At 73.5% G+C, this 21,944-nt stretch carries 20 protein-coding genes; 13 read left to right on the top strand and 7 right to left on the bottom strand.

What is annotated here, in order from left to right:
• The 6 genes from ACXJKF_RS12660 (at position 1) to leuA (ending at position 9,471) form a co-directional block, all read left to right on the top strand.
• Positions 1 to 1,149 carry a DUF58 domain-containing protein gene (locus ACXJKF_RS12660; protein WP_456788066.1) on the top strand — a complete coding sequence of 383 codons (1,149 nt, stop codon included), beginning with the start codon at positions 1 to 3 and terminating at the stop codon, positions 1,147 to 1,149.
• Positions 1,146 to 3,410, top strand: coding sequence for a transglutaminase-like domain-containing protein (locus ACXJKF_RS12665; RefSeq protein ID WP_456788067.1), 2,265 nt, complete (start codon positions 1,146 to 1,148; stop codon positions 3,408 to 3,410). The genes ACXJKF_RS12660 and ACXJKF_RS12665 overlap by 4 nt, the downstream gene beginning before the upstream one ends.
• Positions 3,407 to 4,567 (top strand): RDD family protein, encoded by a 1,161-nt coding sequence (locus ACXJKF_RS12670; RefSeq protein WP_456788068.1) that lies wholly within the window; start codon positions 3,407 to 3,409, stop codon positions 4,565 to 4,567. The genes ACXJKF_RS12665 and ACXJKF_RS12670 overlap by 4 nt, the downstream gene beginning before the upstream one ends.
• A gap of 10 nt (positions 4,568 to 4,577) precedes the next feature.
• On the top strand, positions 4,578 to 6,032 hold the full coding sequence (locus ACXJKF_RS12675) for an outer membrane protein assembly factor BamB family protein (RefSeq protein ID WP_456788069.1): 1,455 nt from the start codon (positions 4,578 to 4,580) through the stop codon (positions 6,030 to 6,032).
• A 5-nt stretch (positions 6,033 to 6,037) separates the two neighbouring features.
• A complete protein-coding gene (locus ACXJKF_RS12680; protein ID WP_456788070.1) occupies positions 6,038 to 7,537 on the top strand; it encodes an outer membrane protein assembly factor BamB family protein in 1,500 nt (499 codons plus the stop codon).
• A 188-nt stretch (positions 7,538 to 7,725) separates the two neighbouring features.
• Positions 7,726 to 9,471, top strand: coding sequence for a 2-isopropylmalate synthase (gene leuA / locus ACXJKF_RS12685; RefSeq protein ID WP_456788071.1), 1,746 nt, complete (start codon positions 7,726 to 7,728; stop codon positions 9,469 to 9,471).
• Between the two features lie 99 nt (positions 9,472 to 9,570).
• On the opposite strand, the gene ACXJKF_RS12690 is transcribed toward leuA, so the two are convergent.
• Positions 9,571 to 10,308 carry an endo alpha-1,4 polygalactosaminidase gene (locus tag ACXJKF_RS12690; RefSeq protein WP_456788072.1) on the bottom strand — a complete coding sequence of 246 codons (738 nt, stop codon included), beginning with the start codon at positions 10,306 to 10,308 and terminating at the stop codon, positions 9,571 to 9,573.
• Between the two features lie 71 nt (positions 10,309 to 10,379).
• Between ACXJKF_RS12690 and recO the strand changes: the two genes are divergently transcribed.
• Together recO and ACXJKF_RS12700 are read left to right on the top strand one after the other, a co-directional pair.
• Positions 10,380 to 11,111, top strand: coding sequence for a DNA repair protein RecO (gene recO, locus ACXJKF_RS12695; protein ID WP_456788073.1), 732 nt, complete (start codon positions 10,380 to 10,382; stop codon positions 11,109 to 11,111).
• Positions 11,112 to 11,894: an isoprenyl transferase gene (locus ACXJKF_RS12700; RefSeq protein WP_456788074.1), complete on the top strand. Its 783-nt coding sequence runs from the start codon at positions 11,112 to 11,114 to the stop codon at positions 11,892 to 11,894.
• Here the strand turns inward: ACXJKF_RS12700 and ACXJKF_RS12705 are convergent.
• From ACXJKF_RS12705 to ACXJKF_RS12720, 4 genes are read right to left on the bottom strand one after another with little or no spacing between them, the layout of a single operon-like run.
• Positions 11,879 to 12,439: a DedA family protein gene (locus ACXJKF_RS12705; protein ID WP_456788075.1), complete on the bottom strand. Its 561-nt coding sequence runs from the start codon at positions 12,437 to 12,439 to the stop codon at positions 11,879 to 11,881. The genes ACXJKF_RS12700 and ACXJKF_RS12705 overlap by 16 nt on opposite strands.
• Positions 12,440 to 12,448: 9 nt before the next feature.
• Positions 12,449 to 13,366 carry a metal ABC transporter permease gene (locus ACXJKF_RS12710; protein WP_456788126.1) on the bottom strand — a complete coding sequence of 306 codons (918 nt, stop codon included), beginning with the start codon at positions 13,364 to 13,366 and terminating at the stop codon, positions 12,449 to 12,451.
• A gap of 41 nt (positions 13,367 to 13,407) precedes the next feature.
• Positions 13,408 to 14,184, bottom strand: coding sequence for a metal ABC transporter ATP-binding protein (locus tag ACXJKF_RS12715; protein WP_456788076.1), 777 nt, complete (start codon positions 14,182 to 14,184; stop codon positions 13,408 to 13,410).
• The gene (locus ACXJKF_RS12720; RefSeq protein WP_456788077.1) at positions 14,181 to 15,098 is read right to left on the bottom strand and encodes a metal ABC transporter substrate-binding protein; all 918 of its coding nucleotides are present in this window, start codon (positions 15,096 to 15,098) and stop codon (positions 14,181 to 14,183) included. Before ACXJKF_RS12720 ends, ACXJKF_RS12715 begins: the two co-directional genes overlap by 4 nt.
• Positions 15,099 to 15,257: 159 nt before the next feature.
• Between ACXJKF_RS12720 and ACXJKF_RS12725 the strand changes: the two genes are divergently transcribed.
• On the top strand, positions 15,258 to 16,643 hold the full coding sequence (locus ACXJKF_RS12725) for a glycine--tRNA ligase (protein WP_456788078.1): 1,386 nt from the start codon (positions 15,258 to 15,260) through the stop codon (positions 16,641 to 16,643).
• Between the two features lie 44 nt (positions 16,644 to 16,687).
• Here ACXJKF_RS12725 and ACXJKF_RS12730 read toward each other — a convergent pair whose 3' ends face one another.
• A complete protein-coding gene (locus tag ACXJKF_RS12730) occupies positions 16,688 to 17,641 on the bottom strand; it encodes a hypothetical protein (RefSeq protein WP_456788079.1) in 954 nt (317 codons plus the stop codon).
• Positions 17,638 to 18,225: a SigE family RNA polymerase sigma factor gene (locus tag ACXJKF_RS12735; RefSeq protein ID WP_456788080.1), complete on the bottom strand. Its 588-nt coding sequence runs from the start codon at positions 18,223 to 18,225 to the stop codon at positions 17,638 to 17,640. Before ACXJKF_RS12735 ends, ACXJKF_RS12730 begins: the two co-directional genes overlap by 4 nt.
• Positions 18,226 to 18,349: 124 nt before the next feature.
• Here ACXJKF_RS12735 and ACXJKF_RS12740 point away from each other — a divergent pair, with 124 nt between their 5' ends.
• From ACXJKF_RS12740 to ACXJKF_RS12755, 4 genes are read left to right on the top strand one after another with little or no spacing between them, the layout of a single operon-like run.
• A complete protein-coding gene (locus ACXJKF_RS12740) occupies positions 18,350 to 19,300 on the top strand; it encodes an ABC transporter ATP-binding protein (protein WP_456788081.1) in 951 nt (316 codons plus the stop codon).
• On the top strand, positions 19,297 to 20,085 hold the full coding sequence (locus ACXJKF_RS12745; RefSeq protein ID WP_456788082.1) for an ABC transporter permease: 789 nt from the start codon (positions 19,297 to 19,299) through the stop codon (positions 20,083 to 20,085). Before ACXJKF_RS12740 ends, ACXJKF_RS12745 begins: the two co-directional genes overlap by 4 nt.
• Positions 20,086 to 20,135: 50 nt before the next feature.
• Positions 20,136 to 21,323 carry a sensor histidine kinase gene (locus ACXJKF_RS12750; RefSeq protein ID WP_456788083.1) on the top strand — a complete coding sequence of 396 codons (1,188 nt, stop codon included), beginning with the start codon at positions 20,136 to 20,138 and terminating at the stop codon, positions 21,321 to 21,323.
• Positions 21,320 to 21,931, top strand: coding sequence for a response regulator (locus ACXJKF_RS12755; protein ID WP_456788084.1), 612 nt, complete (start codon positions 21,320 to 21,322; stop codon positions 21,929 to 21,931). Before ACXJKF_RS12750 ends, ACXJKF_RS12755 begins: the two co-directional genes overlap by 4 nt.
• Positions 21,932 to 21,944: the final 13 nt, after the last annotated feature.

A 21,944-nucleotide genomic window follows, 5' to 3' on the forward strand; every position in this document is an offset into this window, starting at 1 on the left:
GTGGGAGTGCGGATCTCACCGGTCGGGTGGGGGGCCGTCGCCGTGGCGGCCCTCGGCCTCGTGCTGGGCCGGTGGTTCGGCTGGCTGGAGCTCGCGGCGATCGGTGCGGCGCTGACGGGCGTGCTCGTCGTGTCGCTGCTGATGACCGTGGGCCGGGCCCGCTACTCCGTCACGCTCGACATGGCCGACCACCGGGTCAAGGTGGGGGAGCGCGCCCTCGGGCGCCTCGAGGTGCGCAACGTCGCTCGCCGCCGGTCGTTGCCGTCCCGGATCGAGCTGCCCGTCGGTGCGGCCGTCGCGGAGCTTGCCGTCCCGGCCCTCGCACCCGGTGCCGGCCACGACGACCTGTTCGCCATCCCGACCACGCGCCGCGCGGTGATCGTGGTCGGCCCGGTGCGCTCGGTCCGCGGCGACCCGTTCGGGCTCGCGCGGCGCAGCGTGCGGTGGACCCGGCCGGCCGAGGTGTTCGTCCACCCGCTCGTCGTGTCCCTCGCGGGTGCGAGCGCCGGGCTCCTGCGCGACCTCGAGGGCCAGGCGACGCGCGACCTGTCCGACTCGGACCTCTCGTTCCACGCCCTGCGCGACTACGTCGCGGGCGACGACCGCCGGTACATCCACTGGCGCACCACGGCGCGCCGCGGAAGCCTCATGGTCAAGCAGTTCGAGGACACCCGGCGCACGACGACGGCGCTCGCCCTGGCCACCGACCCGCGGGACTACGCCGACGACGACGAGCTGGAGCTCGCGGTCTCGGTCGTGGCGTCCGTCGGCGTCCAGACGATCCGCGAGGAGCGGGACCTCGTCGTGCTCGCCGGGCCGGGCCGGCTCCGTGCGGAGACGCCGCCGCTCCTGCTCGACGACTGCTCGGCGGTCGCGCTCTCGACCGCCGGTGCGGGGGTCGCCCTGCTGGGCCGCCGCGTGGTGCGGGAGGCGCCGGAGGCCTCCGTGGCGATGCTCGTGACCGGCTCGGTGCCCGGTGACCCCGAGCTGCGGCTCGGCGCCCGCCACGTCCCGGCCGGGACGCGCACCGTGGTCGTCCGGTGCGAGCGCGGCGCCGACGTGTCGGTGCGCACGCAGGGCTCCCTGAGCCTCGCGACGATCGGGAACCTGGACGACCTGCCCCGGCTGCTGCGGCGGGTGACCGCGTGACGTCGCGACCGGCGGGCCGCGCTGCCGTCGACGTCGTGTGCCTCGTCGGCACCCTCGCCCTGGTCCTCGCGCCTCTCCTCAAGGTGTACGGCGGTCTGACCGCGCTGCCCGCACTGGCCGGCGGTCTGCTGCTCGGCACGTCCGTCGCGCTGGTGGGTGCCGCGCGACGCTGGTCCGCGATCACCGTGGTCGCGGTCGTCGTCGTGGTGTTCGTGCTGGCCGGCGGGGCGCTGGCCGCCCCGACGACCACCGTGGCGGGCGTCGTGCCGACCCCGGCCACCGTCGTGGACCTCGCGCGTGGCGCGGGCTCGACGTGGAAGCAGGTGCTCACGCTCCAGCCGCCGGTCGGCTCCGACGGCACCCTGCTGGTCGCCGCTTACCTCCTGGCGCTCGTCGGGTCGTGCCTGGCCGTGTCGATCGCCCTGCGGGCACGCACCGGTGCCGCGGCGGCGTCCGCGGCGCTCGTGCCGGTGGCGGTGATGATCGCGACGATCGTGCTCGGCACCCGCCGCCCGATCGTCGATCCCGTCCTGACCGGCGTGGTGCTCGTGGTCGTCCTGCTGACGTGGGCGGCGTGGCGCGCGGGGCTGCTGCGGGCCCAGCGCGTGGTCGCCACGGGTGCGCTCGTGGGGGTGGCGGTCGCCGCCGGCGTCCTCGGTGCCCCGGTCGTCGCCGGGGGGACCGAGCGTCTCGTCGTGCGCGACGAGATGGTTCCGCCGTTCGACCCGCGGGACTACCCGAGCCCGCTGTCGGCCTTCCGGGAGTTCGTGAAGGACGACGCACCCCTGTTCACCGTCTCGGGACTGCCCGAGGGGGCACGGGTCCGGCTCGCGACGATGGACCGGTACGACGGCGTCGTCTGGAACGTGGCGGGGGACGGGTCCGCGCAGGCGTCGGGGGAGTTCCGCCGCGTCGGCTCCGAGATCGACACGACCGTGCGGGGCGAGCCGGCGCACGTCGAGTTCACGGTCGACGAGCTCGCCGGTGTCTGGCTCCCGACGGTCGGTCAGGCCACGGCGTTCGACATCGCCGACGCGGACGCGGCCGGCGACCTGCGCTACAACGACGCGACAGGCGGTGCGGTGCTCACCGGGGGCGTCCACGAGGGCCTCACCTACGGCATCGACGTCGTCGTGCCGCGCGAGCCGCCCGCGACGGAGATCGGCAGCGCACCCGCGTCCGACGTCGCCCAGCCCGCGCCCACCGGCGTGCCGGACGTCGTCCGTGCGACGGCGGCCGACGTGGCACGCGATGCCGGCAGCCCGGTGCAGATCAGCACGGCGCTGGAGTCGTGGCTCGCCGAGCAGGGCTTCTTCAGCCACGGCATCGACGTGTCCGGCACGGACTCGCTCTCCGGCCACGGCGCCGACCGGATCACGGCACTGCTCGGCGGCGATCTCATGGTGGGTGACGGCGAGCAGTACGCCGCGGCGATGGCGCTGATGGTGCGCGACATGGGGCTGCCGGCACGGGTGGTGCTGGGCTTCGTCCCCGACGCGGACAGCGGGCCGGCGGACGAGCCTCTCGAGGTGACCGGCAAGGACGTCCAGGCGTGGGTCGAGGTCGCGTTCCAGGGCTACGGCTGGGTCCCGTTCGACCCGACGCCGCCGCCGGAGCAGACCCCGCAGGAGGAGGACCAGGAGAAGCCCTCCGAGCCGAACCCGCAGGTCGTGCAGCCCCCGCCCCCGCCGCCCGGTGCCGTCACGCCCCCGGACGAGGACACCGAGCAGCCCCAGACCGACGACCCCGACGAGACGGACGACGCCAGCGCGCTGTTCTGGCGGATCGCCCGGGTGGCGGGGATCGTCGCGATCCCCGCGCTGGTGCTCGCGCTGCCGATGCTGGTGGTCGTCGCGCTCAAGGCCCGGCGCCGGCGTCGTCGCCGCCGCAGCCGCGACCCGGTGGCCCGCGTGGCGGGCGGCTGGGACGAGGTGCTGGACACCGCCCGGGACCTGCGCCGCCCGGCGGGTGCGCTGGCGACGCGCAACGAGTCGGCCCGCGCGCTCGCTGCGTCGTTCGCCGACGCCCCCGGGGGCGCGCTCGTCGCCACCCGGGTCGGCGCGCTCGCGCGCTCCGCGGACCACGCGGTGTTCAGCGCCGGGGAGCCGAGCGGCGCGCACGCCACCGCCTACTGGGCCGACGTCCAGCAGACCGTCGACGCCATGACCCGCAGCGTCGGCTGGCGCCGACGGGTGCGGGCCCGGGTGTCCACCGCCTCGCTGAAGAACCACCGCAACCGCCGCCCGAAGGGCATGTCATGACCCGTCACGGAACCCACGTGCCCGATCCGTACCGCGCGGGCGACGACCTGTCGCCCGCCACGCTGGCCCGGCGCCTGTCCGCCGGCCTGCTCGACCTGGTGCTGCTGCTGGCGCTCGGCGGTGTCGTCCTGGCGGTCGGGCTGTCCAGGGGCAGCGACGTCCTGGTGGTCCTCGGGTCCGCGTCCGTCGTCGTGGTGTCGGTGGCCCAGTGGGTGGCGCACGGGTGGTCGGGCTGGACGGTCGGCCGCCGCGCGGTCGGGATCCGCACGCTCGACGTCGAGTCGCGCGAGCCGATCGGCATGGTCCGGGTCCTGCTGCGCTCCGCCGTGCTCGCCGCGGGCCTCCTCGTGCTCGGCGTCGGGCTCCTCGTCGTCCTCGTCTCCCCGGCGTTCGACCGGACGGGGCGGCGGCGTGGCTGGCAGGACCTCGCGGCACGGGACGAGGTGCTGGACGTGCGCGCGGTGCGGGCGCCGCTGATCGTGCCTCCGCGGGCGCGTCCCGCTGCGCCTGTGCGACAGCACAACCCGTCCCGTCGGCAGGTCAGCGTCCCGGGCTGGGCCGTCGCCGAGGCCGGCACGTCCGCCGACGGGACCGCGCTGCTCGACCTCCTGCTCGACGAGGCGAGGCCCGCGGCGCTGGTGCTCGCCCCGCTCTCGCCGCAGCGGAGCGGACCCGACGTGGACACGCGCGCCAACCCCGTCGTGCGTCAGGTCGGCCTGAGCTACGGGCTCGCCCCGGAGCTGGAGCTGACCCGTCCCGCCGGGCCCCGGGCGGACCTGCTCGCCGAACCGGCCGCGGCCTCGGCCGTCGACCGCGCGTCGGCGGAGATCGAGCTGGGCGACGGACGGCACGTCACGATCGCCCGCACGGCGCTGGTGGGTCGCAACCCCGCGTCGGACGCGGACGTGCAGCTCGTGCGCGTCGTGGACCCGGCCCGGTCGGTGTCCAAGACCCACCTCCAGATCGGGGTCGAGCCCAGCGGGGTCTGGGTGGCCGACCGTGGGTCGACCAACGGGACCGTGGTGACGCTGCCCGACGGTGCGCAGGTGGTGTGCCGGGTGGACCAGCAGGTGCGTCTCCGGGTCGGTTCGACGGTGACGTTCGGGGACTGCTCCCTGCGGCTGGTCAGGGCACCGGGCAACCAGCCGATGCCCTAGGGTCGGAACCATGGCGGACCGTCGCCCCGCTGCGCGGATGCAGCTCGTCGAGGTCGAGGACGCCCCGACCGCGGCCGACCGGTCGCGCCCGGTGGACAACCCGCCGCCCCAGGACCACGTCGGCGTCGTCGTACCCGCTCCGGCCGGCGTTCGGGTCCTGCGCCGATGGTGGCCCGTGGCGGTCGTCGTCGTGCTCGGTGTCGTCGCGACCGGCCTCGTGCTCTCGGCGCGGGACCGCGCGTTCGTCGCGCGCATCGCCGCGGTGCCGGGTCTGGTCCGTCCGCTCAGCGCGGCGCCCGAGCCGCTGTGGGAGACCCGCGGGTCCACGCTGCCGGGCACGGTCCTCGCGGCGGACGGCGCACTCGTCGTGCTCGCGGAGGGTGAGCGGGCGTGGACGGTGACCTCGCACGACGCGACGTCCGGGGCGCAGCGGTGGGCGGTCGACGTGGCGCCGGTGTCGAGCTCCGGGTTCGAGGCGACCGCGGCGGTCTGCCCCCCGTTGCGCGGCGACGCCGGTGACCTCGTCGTGTGCCTCGTCCGCCATCCCCGGGTCCTCTACTCCGACGACGCGTCGATCCAGGAGCTGCCGCGRGTCATGGTCGTCCCGCTGTCGGCGCAGGACGGTGAGCGCCTCGGGGACTGGGAGGTCCGGGGGGAGCTGGTCGCGTTCGACCGCGTCGAGGACGACCTCGTCATCGGCACCCTCGACGACGAGGGCCGCATGATCGTGCAGCGGCGCGACGCACGGACCGGGGACGTGGTCTGGTCGATCGTCACCCCGGTCGTGATGAACGCCCCCGCGATCACCGTCGCGGCGGCGATGCGCGTGCTGCCTCCGCTGGTCGTGCTCGACGGCGGCGCCACGATCGTCCTCGACGTCGAGGACGGCAGCACGCTCATGACCGGTCCGCGGTTCGGCGGGCTCCAGGTGGCTGCGCTCGGCGACCGGTTCGCCACGTGGTCCCCGGCCGACGGAGGGCGCGTCCACGACGTCGACGGCACCGCGCTGTTCGGGGTGCAGGGCCTGCCGGCGCAGCTGTCGGCCGACGACGGTTCCGAGCGCGGCACGATCATCGTCGACGAGGGCCCGCAGGTGGCCGCGGTCGACGCGACGACCGGTGCGCAGAAGTGGCGCACCCCGTCCCAGCTCGACCCGCGCCTGCTGGTCTCGGACCGGTTGGTCGTGTCGGGAGCGGACCGCTACGGCGTGCTGGACGCCTCCGACGGCTCGATGCTCTGGGACGTCGTCACCGGCGAGGTCCTCACCTGGGACCCCGTCTCCGACGGCACGCTCGTCCTCGGTCCGGGCACGTCGCCCGACGGCCGGCCCGAGCTGTGGGGCCGTGGTCTCGAGGACGGCGTCCGGTACTGGTCGGTCCCGCTGCCGGAAGGGGTGCGCAGGGTCGACTCCGTCGGTGGTCACCTCGTCGTCCGTACCGAGAACGACCTGATCGTCTACGGCTGACCGCCATGACCTCGGCTCTGCGGCCGGTGATGCAGCACGTCGCACTCGACGAGGGCGACGCCCGGAGCGACGAGCGCGTCCCGTCGGGACCGCAGCGGCTGCGCTCCGCCGTGCCGCGGCTCGGCACGTGGGCCGCCCACCGGCCCGCCCGGGCGGCTGTGGCCTCGGTGGTGGCGCTCGCCGTCCTGCTCGCCGCGTTCGTCGCCCTGCCGCGCTGGGCGGGCAGCCAGGAGCGTGGCGCGGTGCTCGGTGCGGCGGCGTTCCCCGGGGCGGTCCGCCCGCTCGACTCGGCACCGCGTGCGAGGTGGTCGGCGACGGTCGACGGGTCGGTCGCTCCGGTCCTGGCCGGTGACGTCGTCGTCGTGGCGCAGGACGCGGCGACCGGCCGGCGGATCGTCGGGCTGGACGTGGTCGCGGGCCATGAGCGGTGGTCGGTGGCGCTCGAGGACGCCGTCGTCCCGGAGACCGTGCTCTGCCGACCGGTCGGCGTGGAGCTCGTGTGCGTCGTCAGCCCGCTGCCGCCCACGGACAGTCGCCGGTTCGTCCCGGACGACCCCGCTCGCCCGGCCCCGCCCGGGGTCGGGGAGGGGGTGTCCGTCCTGCTGCGGATCGACCCTGCCGACGGCGAGGTCCTGTCCCGCAGCGACGTACCCGGCTGGGTCGTGGCGACCGAGCAGGTGGGCCGGGACCTCGTCGTCGCGACGTACGCCTGGGGCATGCTGACGGTGCGCCGCGTGGACCCGACGACGGGTGCGACGCGGTGGTCGACCCAGCGGTGGTCCACCTTCCAGTCGGCGGGCAGCAGCAGGGTCCGGCTGGTCGCCGCGGGGGACCTCGTGACGGCGACGGGCAACGAGGTGACCTTGCTCCTCGACGCGACGACGGGAGACCGGCTGCCGCGTCCCGACGGTTCCTCGGTGGCCGACCAGGTGCGGCTCCTGGAGGACGGCACGCTGGTGCGCACCCGGTTCCGCGTGCGCGAGGCGGGGGTCGACGCGATCTCCGAGCTGTCCCGCGAGGGCGGTCCGCCGGTCACCGTCCGCGGCACGCTGGTCCAGCCGGGTGTCAGCGACGGAACCTCCGGCCTCGTGTTCAGCGCCAGCGGCCTGACCGGTGGGCCGCTGGGCGGCCGGGTCCGGGCCTACGCGCCGGGGTCGGCGGAGCCGGTCTGGCGGGCGCTGGCCCCCGCGCCCGAGGTCGCCGCCGACGTCGCGGGCCGGGTCGTGGTGCGCGGTGGTGGTGTGCTCGTCGGTCTCGATGCGCGCACGGGCGCGCAGGTCTGGCGCCGGTCGTTCGGACCGACGATCGGACGCACGTTCACGGACGGCGAGCACCTGGTCGTCGAGCGGGAGGGCCCCGACGCGCTCCCGGCGCTCACGGCGCTCTCGCTCGACGACGGCGCCACGGTCTGGGACACGACGCTGCCCGCCGACGCTCCCCGGCCCCTGCGGCTGGGCTCGCACCTGTACGCGGTCGGGGACTCGCGGCTCGTCGCGCTGCGGTGAGACGACTGCGGTGAGACGGGCGGGCCGTGAGGTTGCGGAACGTCCGGTCGTTCGGGGTACGGTGAGTTCGTGCTCGCAGTCACCCTCCTTCTTCGCTGCCGCGACGAGGCCCTCTAGGCCGCATCCTCGTCGCGGTGTCGTGTGTGCCGGCTGACTCCCCGCCGAACCGCCCGAAGGACGAGAAGACCATGACCTACCTGAAGACGAGCGCACAGCAGCCGTCGTCGATGCCGGTGCACAAGTACCGCCCGTTCCACGAGCAGATCCGTGTCGAGCTGCCCGACCGCCGGTGGCCCGACAACCGCGTCACCGAGGCTCCGCGCTGGTGCGCGGTGGATCTGCGCGACGGGAACCAGGCGCTGATCGAGCCGATGAACCCCGCCCGCAAGCTCGAGATGTTCGAGCTGCTGGTGCAGATGGGCTTCAAGGAGATCGAGGTCGGCTTCCCGTCGGCGTCGCAGACGGACTTCGACTTCGTGCGGATGCTCATCGAGGAGGACCGCATCCCGGACGACGTCGTCATCCAGGTGCTGACGCAGGCGCGTGAGCACCTGATCGAGCGGACCTACGAGGCGATCGCGGGCGCCAAGCAGGCGATCGTGCACCTGTACAACTCGACGTCCACCCTGCAGCGCGAGGTCGTGTTCCGCTCGGACGAGGACGGCATCGTCGACATCGCGGTGTCGGGTGCCCGGTTCTGCCGCAAGTACGAGGAGCTCGTCCCGGACACCGACGTCTACTACGAGTACTCGCCCGAGTCCTACACCGGCACCGAGCTGGAGTTCGCCCTGCGGGTCTGCAACGCGGTGCTGGAGGTCCTGGAGCCGACGCCGGACCGCAAGGTGATCATCAACCTGCCCGCCACTGTCGAGATGGCGACGCCGAACGTGTACGCGGACTCGATCGAGTGGATGAGCCGCAACCTGCGCTACCGCGAGAGCGTCGTCCTGTCGCTGCACCCCCACAACGACCGCGGCACGGCCGTCGCGGCCGCGGAGCTGGGCTACCTGGCCGGTGCGGACCGGATCGAGGGCTGCCTGTTCGGCAACGGCGAGCGCACCGGGAACGTCTGCCTGGTGACCCTCGGCATGAACCTGTTCAGCCAGGGCGTCGACCCGCAGCTGGACTTCTCCGACATCGACCACATCCGCCGCACGGTCGAGCGCTGCAACCAGCTGCCCGTCAACGAGCGGCACCCGTACGGCGGCGACCTGGTGTTCACGGCGTTCTCCGGGTCGCACCAGGACGCCATCAAGAAGGGCCTGGACGCCCTGGAGGCCTCGGCCGCACGGCAGGGCAAGACCGTCGACGACGTCGTCTGGGCGGTCCCATACCTGCCGATCGACCCGAAGGACGTGGGGCGCTCGTACGAGGCGATCATCCGCGTGAACTCGCAGTCCGGGAAGGGCGGCATCAGCTACCTGATGAAGTCCGAGAAGGACCTGGACCTGCCGCGCCGGCTGCAGATCGAGTTCTCGCAGGTGGTGCAGCGGCACACCGACCAGCACGGCACCGAGGTCACGGCCGACGAGCTCTGGCACATCTTCAACGACGAGTACCTGCCGGTCGAGGCGGGGAGCCCGTTCGCGCCGTGGGGCCGGTTCTCGCTGCGCGGCACGCGGGGGACCAGCGTCGAGGACGGCCCCGACACCCTCGAGATCGACCTCGTCGACCGCGGGGTGCCGCGCACGCTCCAGGGGTCCGGCAACGGTCCGGTGGCTGCGTTCGTCGCGGCGGTGAAGACCCTCGGGGTCGACGTCGCGGTGCTGGACTACGCCGAGCACGCCCTGTCGTCCGGCGGCGACGCCACCGCGGCCGCCTACGTCGAGTGCGCGATCGGCGACGAGATCCTGTGGGGCGTCGGCATCGACCCGTCGATCACGACGGCCTCGCTCAAGGCGATCATCTCGGCGGTCAACCGGCACGAGCGCTGAGCGCTCCCGCCCCAGAACCACCGACGTGACGGTCACCCCGTCGGTCGGTGTGCCCGGGGAGGGGTGCGCTCGGCGATCCCGCCCGCACCCCTCCCCGGGTCAGCAGTGCTCGGACACGTACCCGGGCGATCCCGGGGCGGTGAGGTCCCGGTCCCGCAGGCTCGTCATGACCGGCCGGTCCGGGTCCGCGCAGAGGTCGGTGATCGTGCCGTCGTACTCGACGTCGATCACCTGGTCGCCGTACAGGGCGGTGTACGCGGCGCACTCGTCGAACTCGTGGCACTGCTCGGCGACCGCGAAGTCGAAGCCGATCTCCGCGACCTCGTCGGCGGTGAGCTCCGGGGTGTTCTTCTGCCCGACGGCCAGCCCGCGCGCGTGCGCGGCGTCGGTCACGGACGCGGCGATGGCGAGGGTGTCCCGCCGGTCCAGGGCCCCGTCCGAGCGGGTCCACGAGTCGAGGTTGTCCAGTTCCACGGCGTCGAACCCGGCCGCGTCGCACCGGTCCAGCACCGCCTCGACCCGGTCGGTCAGGGCGCCGCGCTGGGCGGTGTCGAGCAGGTGCTCGTCGGGCCAGTCGGGGTCCGGCGCCACGAGGAGGTCGGGGTCCACCGAGTCGCCGGGCTGGGTCTGGAACGCGTTGACGTAGCAGACGGAGTAGACGCCGGGCTCGGGGGACGCCGTCGAGTCGCGGACGACGACCGTGACGTCCAGCGCCGGCGGGTACGGCGCGCCGAGCTGGTAGTCGGCGACCCCGACGGGCAGGGGCACGACGTCGGCGGGTGCGCACGCCGCCGGCGCGAGGGTGATCGTCGCCAGAGCCGTCCATCGCCGTCGCACCCCCGATGGTCGCACCTCCCGGGCGCGTGTCCCGGAGCACCGGTGTGGGTGGCGCGGGGGAGAATGTGCGGGTGAGCCTCTACCGCGACGAGGCGATCGTCCTGCGCACCCACAAGCTGGGGGAGGCCGACCGCATCGTCACCCTCCTGACCCGGTCGCACGGGAAGGTCCGTGCCGTCGGCAAGGGGGTCCGCCGCACGTCCTCGAAGTTCGGGTCGCGGCTGGAGCCGTTCATGTACGTCGACCTGCAGCTGAGCACGGGGCGCAACCTCGACATCGTCACGCAGGCCGAGACACTGGGCCCGTTCGGGCGCCGGATCTGCGAGGACTACACGCTGTACACCGCGGGCACGGTCATGCTGGAGACCGCGGACCGGCTGGTCGAGGCGGAGCACGAACCGTCCCTGCAGCAGTACTGGCTGCTGGTCGGTGCGGTGAAGGCGCTGGCGGGCCGTGACCACGCGCCAGGCCTGGTGCTCGACTCGTACCTGCTGCGCGCGCTGTCGGTCGCCGGGTGGGCACCGAGCTTCACCGACTGCGCCCGCTGCGGGGAGCCCGGCCCCCACGCCGCGTTCGCGGTGGCGTCGGGTGGCGCCGTCTGCAGGAGGTGCCGACCTCCCGGTGCCGCTGCGCCGGCACCTGAGACGTTCGCGCTCCTGGCGGCGCTGCTTGCGGGAGACTGGTCCGTCGCCGACGCGAGCGCCGAGCGGCACCGCGGCGAGGGCAACGGCCTCGTCGCCGCGTTCTGCCAGTTCCACCTCGAGCGCCAGCTGCGCTCGCTCCCGATGGTCGAGAGGGTCTGAATGCCGGTCCCACCCCCGCCGCACCCCAGCGGCGAACGCGCTCCTGCGATCCCGAAGGAGTTCGTGCCCCGGCACGTGGCCGTCGTCATGGACGGCAACGGCCGGTGGGCGAACGCGCGCGGTCTGCCCCGCACGGCCGGTCATGCCGCGGGAGAGGCGTCGCTGCTCGACGTCGTCGCCGGCGCCATCGAGGTGGGCGTCGAGTACGTCTCGGCGTACGCGTTCTCCACGGAGAACTGGTCCCGGTCGCCCGACGAGGTGCGCTTCCTCATGGGGTTCAACCGGGACGTGCTGCGACGCCGCCGGGACCTGATGAACTCGTGGGGCGTGCGGGTGCGCTGGGCCGGTCGCCGGCCGAAGCTGTGGCGCTCGGTCATCACGGAGCTCGAGACGGCCGAGGAGCTGACCAGGCAGAACTCCACGGTCACGCTGACGATGTGCGTGAACTACGGGGGCCGCGCCGAGATCGCCGACGCCGCACAGGCGATCGCGCGCGAGGTCGCCGCCGGTCGCGTCAAGCCGGACAAGGTCAACGAGAAGCTGTTCGCGCGGTACCTCGACGAGCCTGACCTGCCGGACGTGGACCTGTTCCTGCGGTCGTCGGGTGAGCAGCGGACGTCGAACTTCATGATCTGGCAGGCGGCGTACGCCGAGCTGGTGTTCCTGGACGAGCCGTGGCCCGACGTCGACCGGCGGCACCTGTGGCGGGCGGTCGAGACGTACGCGCGGCGGGACCGGCGCTATGGCGGAGCGGTGGACAAGCCGGGTCAGACCTCGGCCTGAAGTCCCGCCGCCGCACTGCGCTGCGCCCGCCGCAGCAGGCGGCGTCGGACCAGCCAGCCGACGACGAGGACCAGCAGGAGCACCGCACCCGCGAGCGCCCACGKCGAGGTCGCGAAGAGCGACACCGCCCCCCACACGGCGCCGAACCCGATGGTCGCCCAGACGACCGCCCACACGAGCGCCCCGGGGACCGACGCGATCGCGAAGCGCAGGTACGGCATCTTCACCAGGCCGGCCGCCGCGAAGATCGCGGTCTGCAGACCGACGGTCAGGTACGCGAGCGAGACGGCGATCGGCCCCCAGCGGCGGACCAGGTCGAGCCCTCGCTGAGCGCTGCGCCGGTCCGTCCAGCTCTCGAGCCGTCGGATCGTGGCGTGCCACCAGCCGGGCGCGCCCTCCTGCTTGTGGACGGCCTGCGCCCCGCGGACGACCCCGCGGCCTGCCCAGTAGGTGCCGTGCGAGCGGGCCATGACGATCACGAAGAGCCCGGTGACGGCGACACCGAGCGGCACGCTGCCGAGGTGATACGCGTCGAGGGGGTCCACGCCCTGATCCTACGGCGTAGGTGAGGGTCCCCTAACCACGCTGCCTCCGTMGACGTCGTCGACGTCGTCGACCAGCAGCACGTCGTCGACCATGTCCGGGTGCGGGTCCTGCGGAGGCGCCGGCCTGCGCAGGAGCGGCTGCAGGGTGGCGGCGACCGCGTAGACGAGGATCGCGAGGACGACGATCGTGGCGCCGGGCGGGATGTCCTGCCAGTACGTGAGCACGAGCCCGGAGACGCTGACGACGACGCCGATCACGCTGGCCAGGGTCATGGTGCGGCTGAACGAGCGGGCGAACAGCTGCGCGATCGCGACCGGCACGATCATCAGCGCACTGACCAGCAGGAGGCCGACCACGCGCATCGCGATGGTCACCGTGAGGGCGGCGATGGTCGCGACGAGCATCGACAGCAGCCGTACGGGTAGGCCGCTGGCCCGGGCGAACTCCTCGTCGTGGCTGACCGCGAACAGGGCGGTGCGCAGGCCGACGCCGACGCCGAGCACCAGGACCGCCAGGGCGACGGTCCACCACAGGTCGGCGGTGGACACCGTCGAGATCGAGCCGAACAGGTAGCTGATGAGGTTGGCGTTGGTGCCGCCCGCGAGCTTGATGAGCAGGACGCCGCCTGCGATGCCGCCGTAGAACATGAGCGCGAGGGCGAGGTCGCCGCTGGTCCGGCCGCGCTCGCGCACCAGCTCGATGACGATCGAGCCGACGACAGCGGCGATGACCGCGCCCGGCAGTGCGAGCGTGTCCTGCGGCACCAGTCCCGCCCAGGCGCCGACCAGCCAGCCGAGCGCGACACCGGTGAGGGCGACGTGCCCGATGCCGTCGCCCAGCAGGGCCATCCGGCGCTGGACGAGGAACGTGCCGACGACGGGGGCGGCGGCCCCGACGAGCACCGCCGCGACGAGTGCGCGCTGCATGAGGGGCGAGCTGAGCAGCTCGAGCACCTGGTCCCACGCGGTCACGGGTTCACCTCCACGGACAGCGACGGTCCGGTGTGCGGCGGCTCCGGGTCGGGGTGCGCGTGCGTGTGGTCGTGCCACTGGCCGGCGTGCTCGCCGCGCGCGCGGGGCGGCGGGCCGTCGTGCGCGACGCGACCGTGGCGCAGCACGACCGCCCGGTCGATCAGGGACGCGAACGGGCCGAGCTCGTGCAGGATCACGACCACCGTCGTCCCGGCGTCGTGCAGGCGGCTGACGGTGTCGACGAACGTCGCCTGCGTCGGGATGTCGATGCCGGAGGTGGGCTCGTCGAGGACCAGCAGGTCCGGGTCGCGGACCAGGGCGCGCGCGATCAGCACCCGCTGCTGCTGGCCGCCGGACATCTCCTGGACCCGCTGGGACGCCCGGTCGGCCAGGCCCACGTCGGCGAGCGCGGCGAGCGCTCGGCGCTTGTGACCGCGCGGGGGGCGCAGCGTCCGGCCGTGCAGCAGCCCGGACGTCACCACCTCGTAGGCGGTCGCGGGGACGCCCGCGGCGGCGGGCAGCCGCTGCGGCACGTACCCGATCCGGTCCCACGGGGCGGACGGGCCGAGCGGGGCGCCGAACAGCCGCACGTCGCCGGCGGTCCGGGTGACCACCCCGAGCAGCGAGCGCACGAGGGTCGACTTGCCGGAGCCGTTGGCGCCGAGCAGGGCCAGCACCTCACCGGCGGGCACGACGAGGTCGATGCCGTCGAGGATCGGCTGGCCACCGAGCGTCACGCCGAGGCCGGTGGCCTCGATCACGGGGGTGCTCACGAGCAGGACAATGCCATGCGCAGGGCGGCGAGGTTGGCCTGCGCGATCGTGAAGTAGTCGGTGTCGGGGTCGGCCAGACCCTCGATCGGGTCCAGCACCGCGGTCTCGATGCCGAGGTCGGCGGCCAGGGTCTCCGCGACCTTCGGGCTGACCAGCGTCTCGAAGAAGATCGTCGTCACACCCTCGTCGCGCACGATCTTCTCGACCGCGGCCAGCCGGGCGGGTGAGGGCTCGGCCTCGGGGTCGAGGCCGGAGATGCCGACCTGGTGCAGGTCGTAGCGGTCCGCCAGGTAGCCGAACGCCTCGTGGGACGTGACGAAGGTGCGGGAGTCGCACTGCTCCAGGCCGGTCGCGTAGGCGGCGTCGAGGTCCTCGAACCGCTGCGTGAGGGCCGCCGCGTTGGCCGCGAACGTGTCGGCGCCGTCGGGGTCGAGCTCGGTGAGCGTGGCGGCGACGTCCGCGACGACCGACGGCATCCGGCTGGGATCGAGCCAGAAGTGCGGGTCGACGTCGCCGTGGTCGTGCTCGTCGTGCTCCTCGGCCGACTCGTCCTTGTGCTCCTCGGGTCGCAGCGTCGCCTCCGACGCGGCATCCACGACGTGCGCCGGCGAGGTCTGGGCGACGGCGTCGTCGACCGCGGCCTGGAAGCCGGACAGGTAGACCACCAGGTCGGCGCCGTCGATGCGGGAGACCTGCGCGGGGGAGAGCTCGACGTCGTGCGGCTCGGCACCGGGCGGCGTCAGCGACCGCACGCTGACCCGGTCCCCTCCGACCTGCTCGGCGACGAACTGCAGCGGGTAGAAGGACGCCATGACATCGACGGTGCCGTCGTCGGACCCCGGGCCGCTCGCGCAACCGGTGAGCACCAGCGGGAGCGCAGCGAGGACGGCGAGGTGGCGACGCGCGATGGACATGACGATCATTCTCAGTTAGACGAGAACGGTTGTCAAAACGCGCACGGCTCCCGACCGGTAGCCTGGCTGCTCAACCCTGTTCTGCCGTGGCGCCCGTCGCTGCGGTCCACCCGTCCGCGACACCCAGCCGCGGACGCCACCACCCTGGAGTGATCGATCGTGGCTGCACCCTCCCGCCTGGACTCCGTCGTCTCCCTCGCCAAGCGGCGCGGGTTCGTCTTCCCGAGCGGTGAGATCTACGGCGGTACCCGCTCCGCATGGGACTATGGACCGCTCGGTGTGGAGCTCAAGGAGAACATCAAGCGCCAGTGGTGGCGCACGATGGTGACCAGCCGCGACGACATCGTCGGCCTCGACTCCTCGGTGATCCTCCCGCGCCAGGTCTGGGTCGCCTCCGGTCACGTCGGCGTCTTCACGGACCCGCTGACCGAGTGCCTCTCCTGCCACAAGCGGTTCCGCGAGGACCACATGCTGGAGGCGTTCGAGGAGAAGAAGGGCCGTGCCCCGGAGAACGGGCTGGCCGACATCGTCTGCCCCAACTGCGGCACCCGTGGCCAGTGGACCGAGCCGCGTGACTTCAACATGATGCTCAAGACCTACCTGGGCCCCGTCGAGGACGAGTCCGGCCTGCACTACCTGCGGCCCGAGACCGCGCAGGGCATCTTCGTGAACTTCGCCAACGTGAGCACCACGTCGCGCAAGAAGCCGCCGTTCGGCATCGGCCAGATCGGCAAGTCGTTCCGCAACGAGATCACGCCCGGCAACTTCATCTTCCGCACGCGCGAGTTCGAGCAGATGGAGATGGAGTTCTTCGTCGAGCCCGGCACCGACGAGACGTGGCACCAGTACTGGATCGACCAGCGCACCGACTGGTACGTCGACCTCGGCATCTCCCGCGAGAACCTGCGCCACTACGAGCACCCGGCCGAGAAGCTGTCGCACTACTCCAAGCGCACCGTGGACATCGAGTACCGCTTCCAGTTCCAGGGCAGCGAGTGGGGCGAGCTCGAGGGCATCGCCAACCGGACCGACTTCGACCTCAAGACGCACACCGAGCACTCCGGCCAGGACCTGTCGTACTTCGACCAGGCGTCGAACACCCGGTACGTGCCGTACGTCATCGAGCCGGCCGCCGGCCTCACGCGGAGCCTCATGGCGTTCCTCGTCGAGTCGTACACCGAGGACGAGGCCCCGAACACCAAGGGCGGCGTCGACGTCCGCACGGTGCTCAAGCTCGACCCGCGCCTCGCGCCCGTCAAGGCCGCGGTGCTGCCGCTGTCCCGCAACGAGTCGCTGTCCCCGAAGGCCCGTGACCTGGCCGCCGAGCTGCGCAGGAGCTGGAACGTCGAGTTCGACGACGCGGGCGCCATCGGCCGCCGGTACCGCCGCCAGGACGAGATCGGCACGCCGTTCTGCATCACGGTCGACTTCGACACGCTCGACGACCAGGCCGTGACCATCCGGCACCGCGACGACATGACCCAGGAGCGCGTCGCCCTGGACAAGGTCGTCGGCTACCTGGCACAGCACCTCGTCGGCGCCTGACCCAGACAGCAGAGGGCCCCTCGGACGAGGGGCCCTCTGCTGTGTCAGTCGTCCGTGCGACCGCCGACCGACTCGATCGCCGCCCGCAGCGCCGTGCCGCCGTCAGCCTGCTCCGCGAGGCACTCGGCGAGCGTCCCGCTGCAGCCTGCGTTCAGGAACGGGGTGCCGTCGGCGCCGACCACGACCGGGAACGCCATGTCCCCGGTCCAGGCGCCCTCGTGGTCGATGGGTCCGTACACGCCGAAGGACGTGGTGCTGTGCGGTGCGATCTGGAGCGCGTACATCAGCCGACCGTCGTGGGTCGGCGCGCGGAACGTCGGCACCTCGACGTACTGCAGCGAGTCGGACCTCACCACGCCGGGAGGGAAGTACATGACGACGCGCGGGTCGACGATCCCCCGGGGGACCGCCCCGGTCAGGACGGTCGGGTTGCTCACGTCGTCGAACCGGTACGTCGTGTCGAGCGTCGACGGATAGGTCCTTCCCGCGTAGTCGGTGGCGTGGTCGTCGCTGCGCCAGATCAGGGTGGTCCGACCGAACGTCTTGGCGTCGACCGCCACACCCCCCTCCCGCAGCACGAGGCCGATCCCGGTGTCGGCGCTCGGGTTGGTCGGGTTGGCCGCCACCTGGTCCCGGTCGAGCACGTCGACGTCGAAGACCAGGCCCGTGTCCCACCACGACCGGCCGTCCGCGTCGACCTGGCGGCCGAGCTCGCGGGTGGCCAGCAGCCCGGCGGGCAGCTCGACGACCTCGGCGTCTCCGAGGCTTGCCAGCGGCTGCGGCTTCGGTGCGAGGAGCGCCTGCCCACCGAGCGCGGCACCGGCGGCCAGGACCGCCACGCCGACGGTCGCGACGACGACGGTGGCCGACCGGCGGCGGCGGAACCGGTGACCCGCGGTGATCGCGGACGCCGGGTCGAGCGACATCTCCGGCAGGGCGAGATCGGCGCGGGCGCGCAGGGTACGGACCAGCTCCTCGTCGGACAGGGCGGTGTTCATCGGGCGCTCCGGGCGGTCGGGTCGTTCGAGGTCAGGGCTGTGCGCAGGGTCGCGAGGCTGCGGGACGCGGTGGACTTCACCGTGCCGACGCTGACGCCGAGCTCGGTGGCCACCTCGGCCTCCGGGAGCCCCACGAAGTGCCGCAGCACGACGATCCGGCGCTGCCGCGGCGACAGGGCCGCAAGGGCGCGGACCAGCTGGTCGCGGTCGTCCGACGGGCCGAGCGACCCGGCGGACGAGCCTTCCGGCAGGTGCTCCGGCGCGGACAGGACCTCGCGCCGTCGTCGGCGCCACGTGTCGATCCGCAGGTTCACCAGGGTCCGCCGGGTGTACGCCAGTGGGTCGTCGCCACGGGTGCGGGACCACGAGGCGTACGTGCGGACCAGGGCGTGCTGGACGAGCTCCTCGGCGCGGTGGGCGTCGCCGACGAGCAGCCACGCGGTCCGCAGCAGGTCGGCGGAGTGCGCCTGCATGAACGCGGTGAACTCGGCGTCGGTGTCGGGCGGGCCGCCGGTGCTCAGCACACGCGCCGACTCGGCGCCGACGTCGTCGGCCGGTGCGGGACGCTGCGGCGCGCGAGGCATGGGGGTCACACCGTAGAAGACGCAGCACCTGCCCGGAAGGTTGAGCGTGCAGGTGACATCCGTCATCCCGAGCCGGTGACGGTCGGCGGGGGAGCGTGGCGCGCGGGCCGGTCAGGATCGAGCCATGACCTTCACCGACACCTTTCCGCTCCCGGCCGCGGCCGGTTCAGGGCCGCTGGCGATCGACCTCCAGGGCCTGCACAAGTCGTTCGGCAACGTCCGTGCCGTCGACGGGATCGACCTGGCGATCGCGCCGGGCGAGGTCGTCGCGTTCCTCGGTCCCAACGGGGCCGGCAAGACCACGACGATCGACATGCTGCTGGGCCTGGCCCGGCCGGACGCCGGCTCGGTCTCCGTGCTCGGGCTCGACCCGAACCGCGCGATCGCCGAGGGCCGGGTCTCGGCCGTCATGCAGAGCGGCGGCCTGCTCAAGGACCTCACGGTCGGCGAGACCGTCGAGCTGACGGCATCGTTCTTCCGTGCGTCGCGCTCGGCTGGCGAGGTGCTCGCCCGGGCCGGCATCGCCGACATCGCGGACCGCAAGGTCGGCAAGTGCTCGGGGGGCCAGCAGCAGCGGCTGCGGTTCGCGCTCGCGCTGCTGCCGGACCCGGACGTGATCGTGCTCGACGAGCCGACGACGGGCATGGACGTGGAGGGCCGCCGCGACTTCTGGACCGCCCTGCGGGCCGACGCCTCGCGGGGCCGGACGATCCTGTTCGCCACGCACTACCTGGAGGAGGCCGACGCCTATGCCGACCGGATCGTCCTGGTCAGCCACGGGCGGATCGTCGCCGACGGGTCGGCGGCCCAGGTGAAGAACCTCGCGTCGGGCCGGCTGGTGACCGCAACGCTGCCGGACGTCACCCCCGCGCAGACCGCGGCCCTCGAGGCKATCCCGGGGGTGCAGTCGGTCGAGCTGCGTCGCGACCGGCTGCTGGTGCGGACCTCCGACTCCGACGGCGTCGCCCGTCACCTGCTCACCGCGACCGCGGCGAGCGACATCGAGATCACCGCCCGTGGGCTCGAGGACGCGTTCCTCGCGCTGACCGGCGACACCCAGGGGAGTGCAGCATGAGCGCCGCCGCCGTCACCACCGTCCGACCGGCCGACCGCACGCCGCGCACCGGCCTGGTCAACGGCCCGTTCCTGGCCATCGAGCTGCGCCGCCTGCTGCGCAACCGCCGGACGGTGATCTTCACGCTCATCATGCCGCCGGCGTTCTTCCTCATCTTCGGCACGGCGGACATGTACACGACCCAGTCGGTCGGCAACGGCAACGTCACCGCGTTCATCATGGTCTCGATGGCCCTGTACGGCGCGATGCTGGCCACCACGAGCGGCGGCGCGAGCGTGTCGGTCGAGCGCTCGCAGGGGTGGACCCGGCAGCTGCGGCTCACCCCGCTGCGACCGTCGACCTACGTCTTCACCAAGGTGCTCGTCGCGATGGTCATGGGGCTCGCCGCCGTCGTCGTGGTCGCGATCGTGGGCCTGGCCAGCGGCGCGACGGGCGACGCCGGGGCGCTCGCGGCCTCTCTCGGGCTGGCGTGGGTCGGCTCCGTGGTCTTCGCCGCGTTCGGGCTCTTCATGGGCTACCTGCTGCCGGCGGAGAACGTCATGCAGATCCTCGGCCCGGTGCTCGCGCTGCTCGCGTTCGCGGGTGGGCTCTTCGTGCCGCTCGGCGACGGGTTGTTCGCGGACATCGCGAAGCTGGTCCCCACCTACGGCCTGGCGGAGATCGTCCGTGCACCCCTGACCGGCGAGACCCCGAGCATCTGGGCCGTCGTGAACGTGGTCGGCTGGGCGGCGGTGTTCGTCGGCGGCGCCGCGTGGCGGTTCCGCCGCGACACGGCGCGCGTGTGACCAGCAGCGCCGCCGGTCCGACCGGCTGCCGTCCGGATACCGTGGACGCTGTGACCAGCAGCGAGGTTCCGGACCGCAGCCGGTCGGCGCCGCGCTGGGGCGGTCGCGAGGCGTTCGTCGGTGACGACGGACCGTCCCGTCCCCGGACGCGCCGGGTCATGCGCGTCGTCGGCCCGGTCATGGGGATCGTCTGGGCGGTCTTCCTGCTGCAGCCGTGGCAGGCCGCGTGGGACGCCCCGCACGGCATCGAGCGCACGCTCTCGCTCGTCGCGATCGCGGGGCTGGCGGTGAGCTTCGCATGGGTCGTCCTCACGCGCGCGGGACCGCACGGCAGCAGCCTCCCCGACCCGAGGACCGGGTTCGTGCTCGCGGGCCAGGTCGTCCTCGTCGGCGTGTCGACCCTCGCGGCGGGGGAAGAGGGCCTGGTCGGCCTCGTGTTCGTGTGCGTCTCCGCGATCTTCCTGATGCGCGACCCGCGGGCGCTGCTGGTCGCCGTCTTCGCCTCCGTCGTCATCGTCGTGGTGCCACGGATCGTGCCCGGCTGGGAGCCGATCGACGACCTCGTGATCTCGGTGGTCCTCGCGTCCGTCGCCGTCTACGGCTTCACGCAGCTGGTGCTGCGCAACCGGCAGCTGGCCCTCGCCCAGGACGAGGTCGCCGTGCTGGCCGTGGAGCGGGAGCGCGAGCGCATCGCGCGGGACATGCACGACATCCTCGGCCACTCCCTGACGGTGATCTCGGTCAAGGCCGAGCTCGCCGGAAAGCTGTTCGACCTCGACGCCGACCGCGCGCGTGCCGAGATCGCTGAGGTCCAGGCGCTGGCCCGCGCGGCGCTCGCCGACGTGCGCGGCATGGTCTCCGCCACGCGCGCGGTGACCCTCGCCGGCGAGCTCGCTGGAGCCCGCCAGGCGTTCGACTCGGCCGGCGTCGACGCCGACGTCCCGGGGACGGTCGACCAGGTGCCCGACGACCTGCGCGAGCTCTTCGCGTGGGCGGTGCGCGAGGGCACCACGAACGTCCTGCGGCACGCGGCGGCGAGCCGCGTCCGGGTCACGATGACGGGAGACACGCTCATCGTCGACGACGACGGGTACGGGCCGGCGAACACCGACGTGGTGCCCGGCAACGGGCTGCGCGGGCTGACCGAGCGCGCACGCGAGTCCCGGGCCCGCGTCGAGGTGTCGGCGAGCCCGCTCGGGGGGTACCGCCTGCTGGTGACCACCCAGGGCGCCCGATGATCCGACTGCTGCTCGCCGACGACCAGGCCCTGGTGCGCGGCGCGCTCGCGGCGCTGCTGGAGCTCGAGTCGGACCTCACGGTGGTCGCTCAGGTGGGTCGCGGCGACGAGGTGCTGCACGCCGCGCGGGAGCACGCCGCCGACGTCGCCCTGCTCGACGTCGAGATGCCCGGGATGGACGGCATCACGGCTGCCGCGGAGCTCAAGGCCCGGCACCCCGCGTGCCGGTCGCTCATCGTCACCACGTTCGGGCGGCCGGGCTACGTCCGGCGTGCGCTCGACGCCGGGGCCAGCGGGTTCGTCGTCAAGGACACTCCCGCCGACCAGCTGGCCGACGCCGTGCGTCGCGTGCACCGCGGGCTGCGGGTGGTCGACCCGGAGCTGGCGGTCGAGTCGCTCGCCGTCGGCACGTCACCGCTGACCGAGCGCGAGCGGGACGTGCTGGTGGCGGCGGCGGGCGGTGGGACGGTCGCCGACATCGCCCGGGAGACGTTCCTGTCCGAGGGCACGGTGCGCAACTACCTGTCCGCCGCCATGGGCAAGACGGGCGGCCGGACGCGCGCCGAGGCGGTCCGACTGGCGCAGGAATATGGCTGGTTGCTCGGCTGAGGGACACTAGGGG

The organism is Cellulomonas sp. P5_C5 (assembly GCF_054049655.1).

Bases quoted from the DNA above. Each gene is read 5' to 3' on its own strand.
- ACXJKF_RS12735 (WP_456788080.1), bottom strand. From the start codon at position 18,225: ATGCCTCGCGCGCCGCAGCGTCCCGCACCGGCCGACGACGTCGGCGCC.
- ACXJKF_RS12680 (WP_456788070.1), top strand. From the start codon at position 6,038: ATGACCTCGGCTCTGCGGCCGGTGATGCAGCACGTCGCACTCGACGAG.
- ACXJKF_RS12720 (WP_456788077.1), bottom strand. From the start codon at position 15,098: ATGTCCATCGCGCGTCGCCACCTCGCCGTCCTCGCTGCGCTCCCGCTG.
- ACXJKF_RS12730 (WP_456788079.1), bottom strand. From the start codon at position 17,641: ATGAACACCGCCCTGTCCGACGAGGAGCTGGTCCGTACCCTGCGCGCC.
- ACXJKF_RS12745 (WP_456788082.1), top strand. From the start codon at position 19,297: ATGAGCGCCGCCGCCGTCACCACCGTCCGACCGGCCGACCGCACGCCG.
- ACXJKF_RS12670 (WP_456788068.1), top strand. From the start codon at position 3,407: ATGACCCGTCACGGAACCCACGTGCCCGATCCGTACCGCGCGGGCGAC.
- ACXJKF_RS12755 (WP_456788084.1), top strand. From the start codon at position 21,320: ATGATCCGACTGCTGCTCGCCGACGACCAGGCCCTGGTGCGCGGCGCG.
- ACXJKF_RS12700 (WP_456788074.1), top strand. From the start codon at position 11,112: ATGCCGGTCCCACCCCCGCCGCACCCCAGCGGCGAACGCGCTCCTGCG.
- leuA (WP_456788071.1), top strand. From the start codon at position 7,726: ATGACCTACCTGAAGACGAGCGCACAGCAGCCGTCGTCGATGCCGGTG.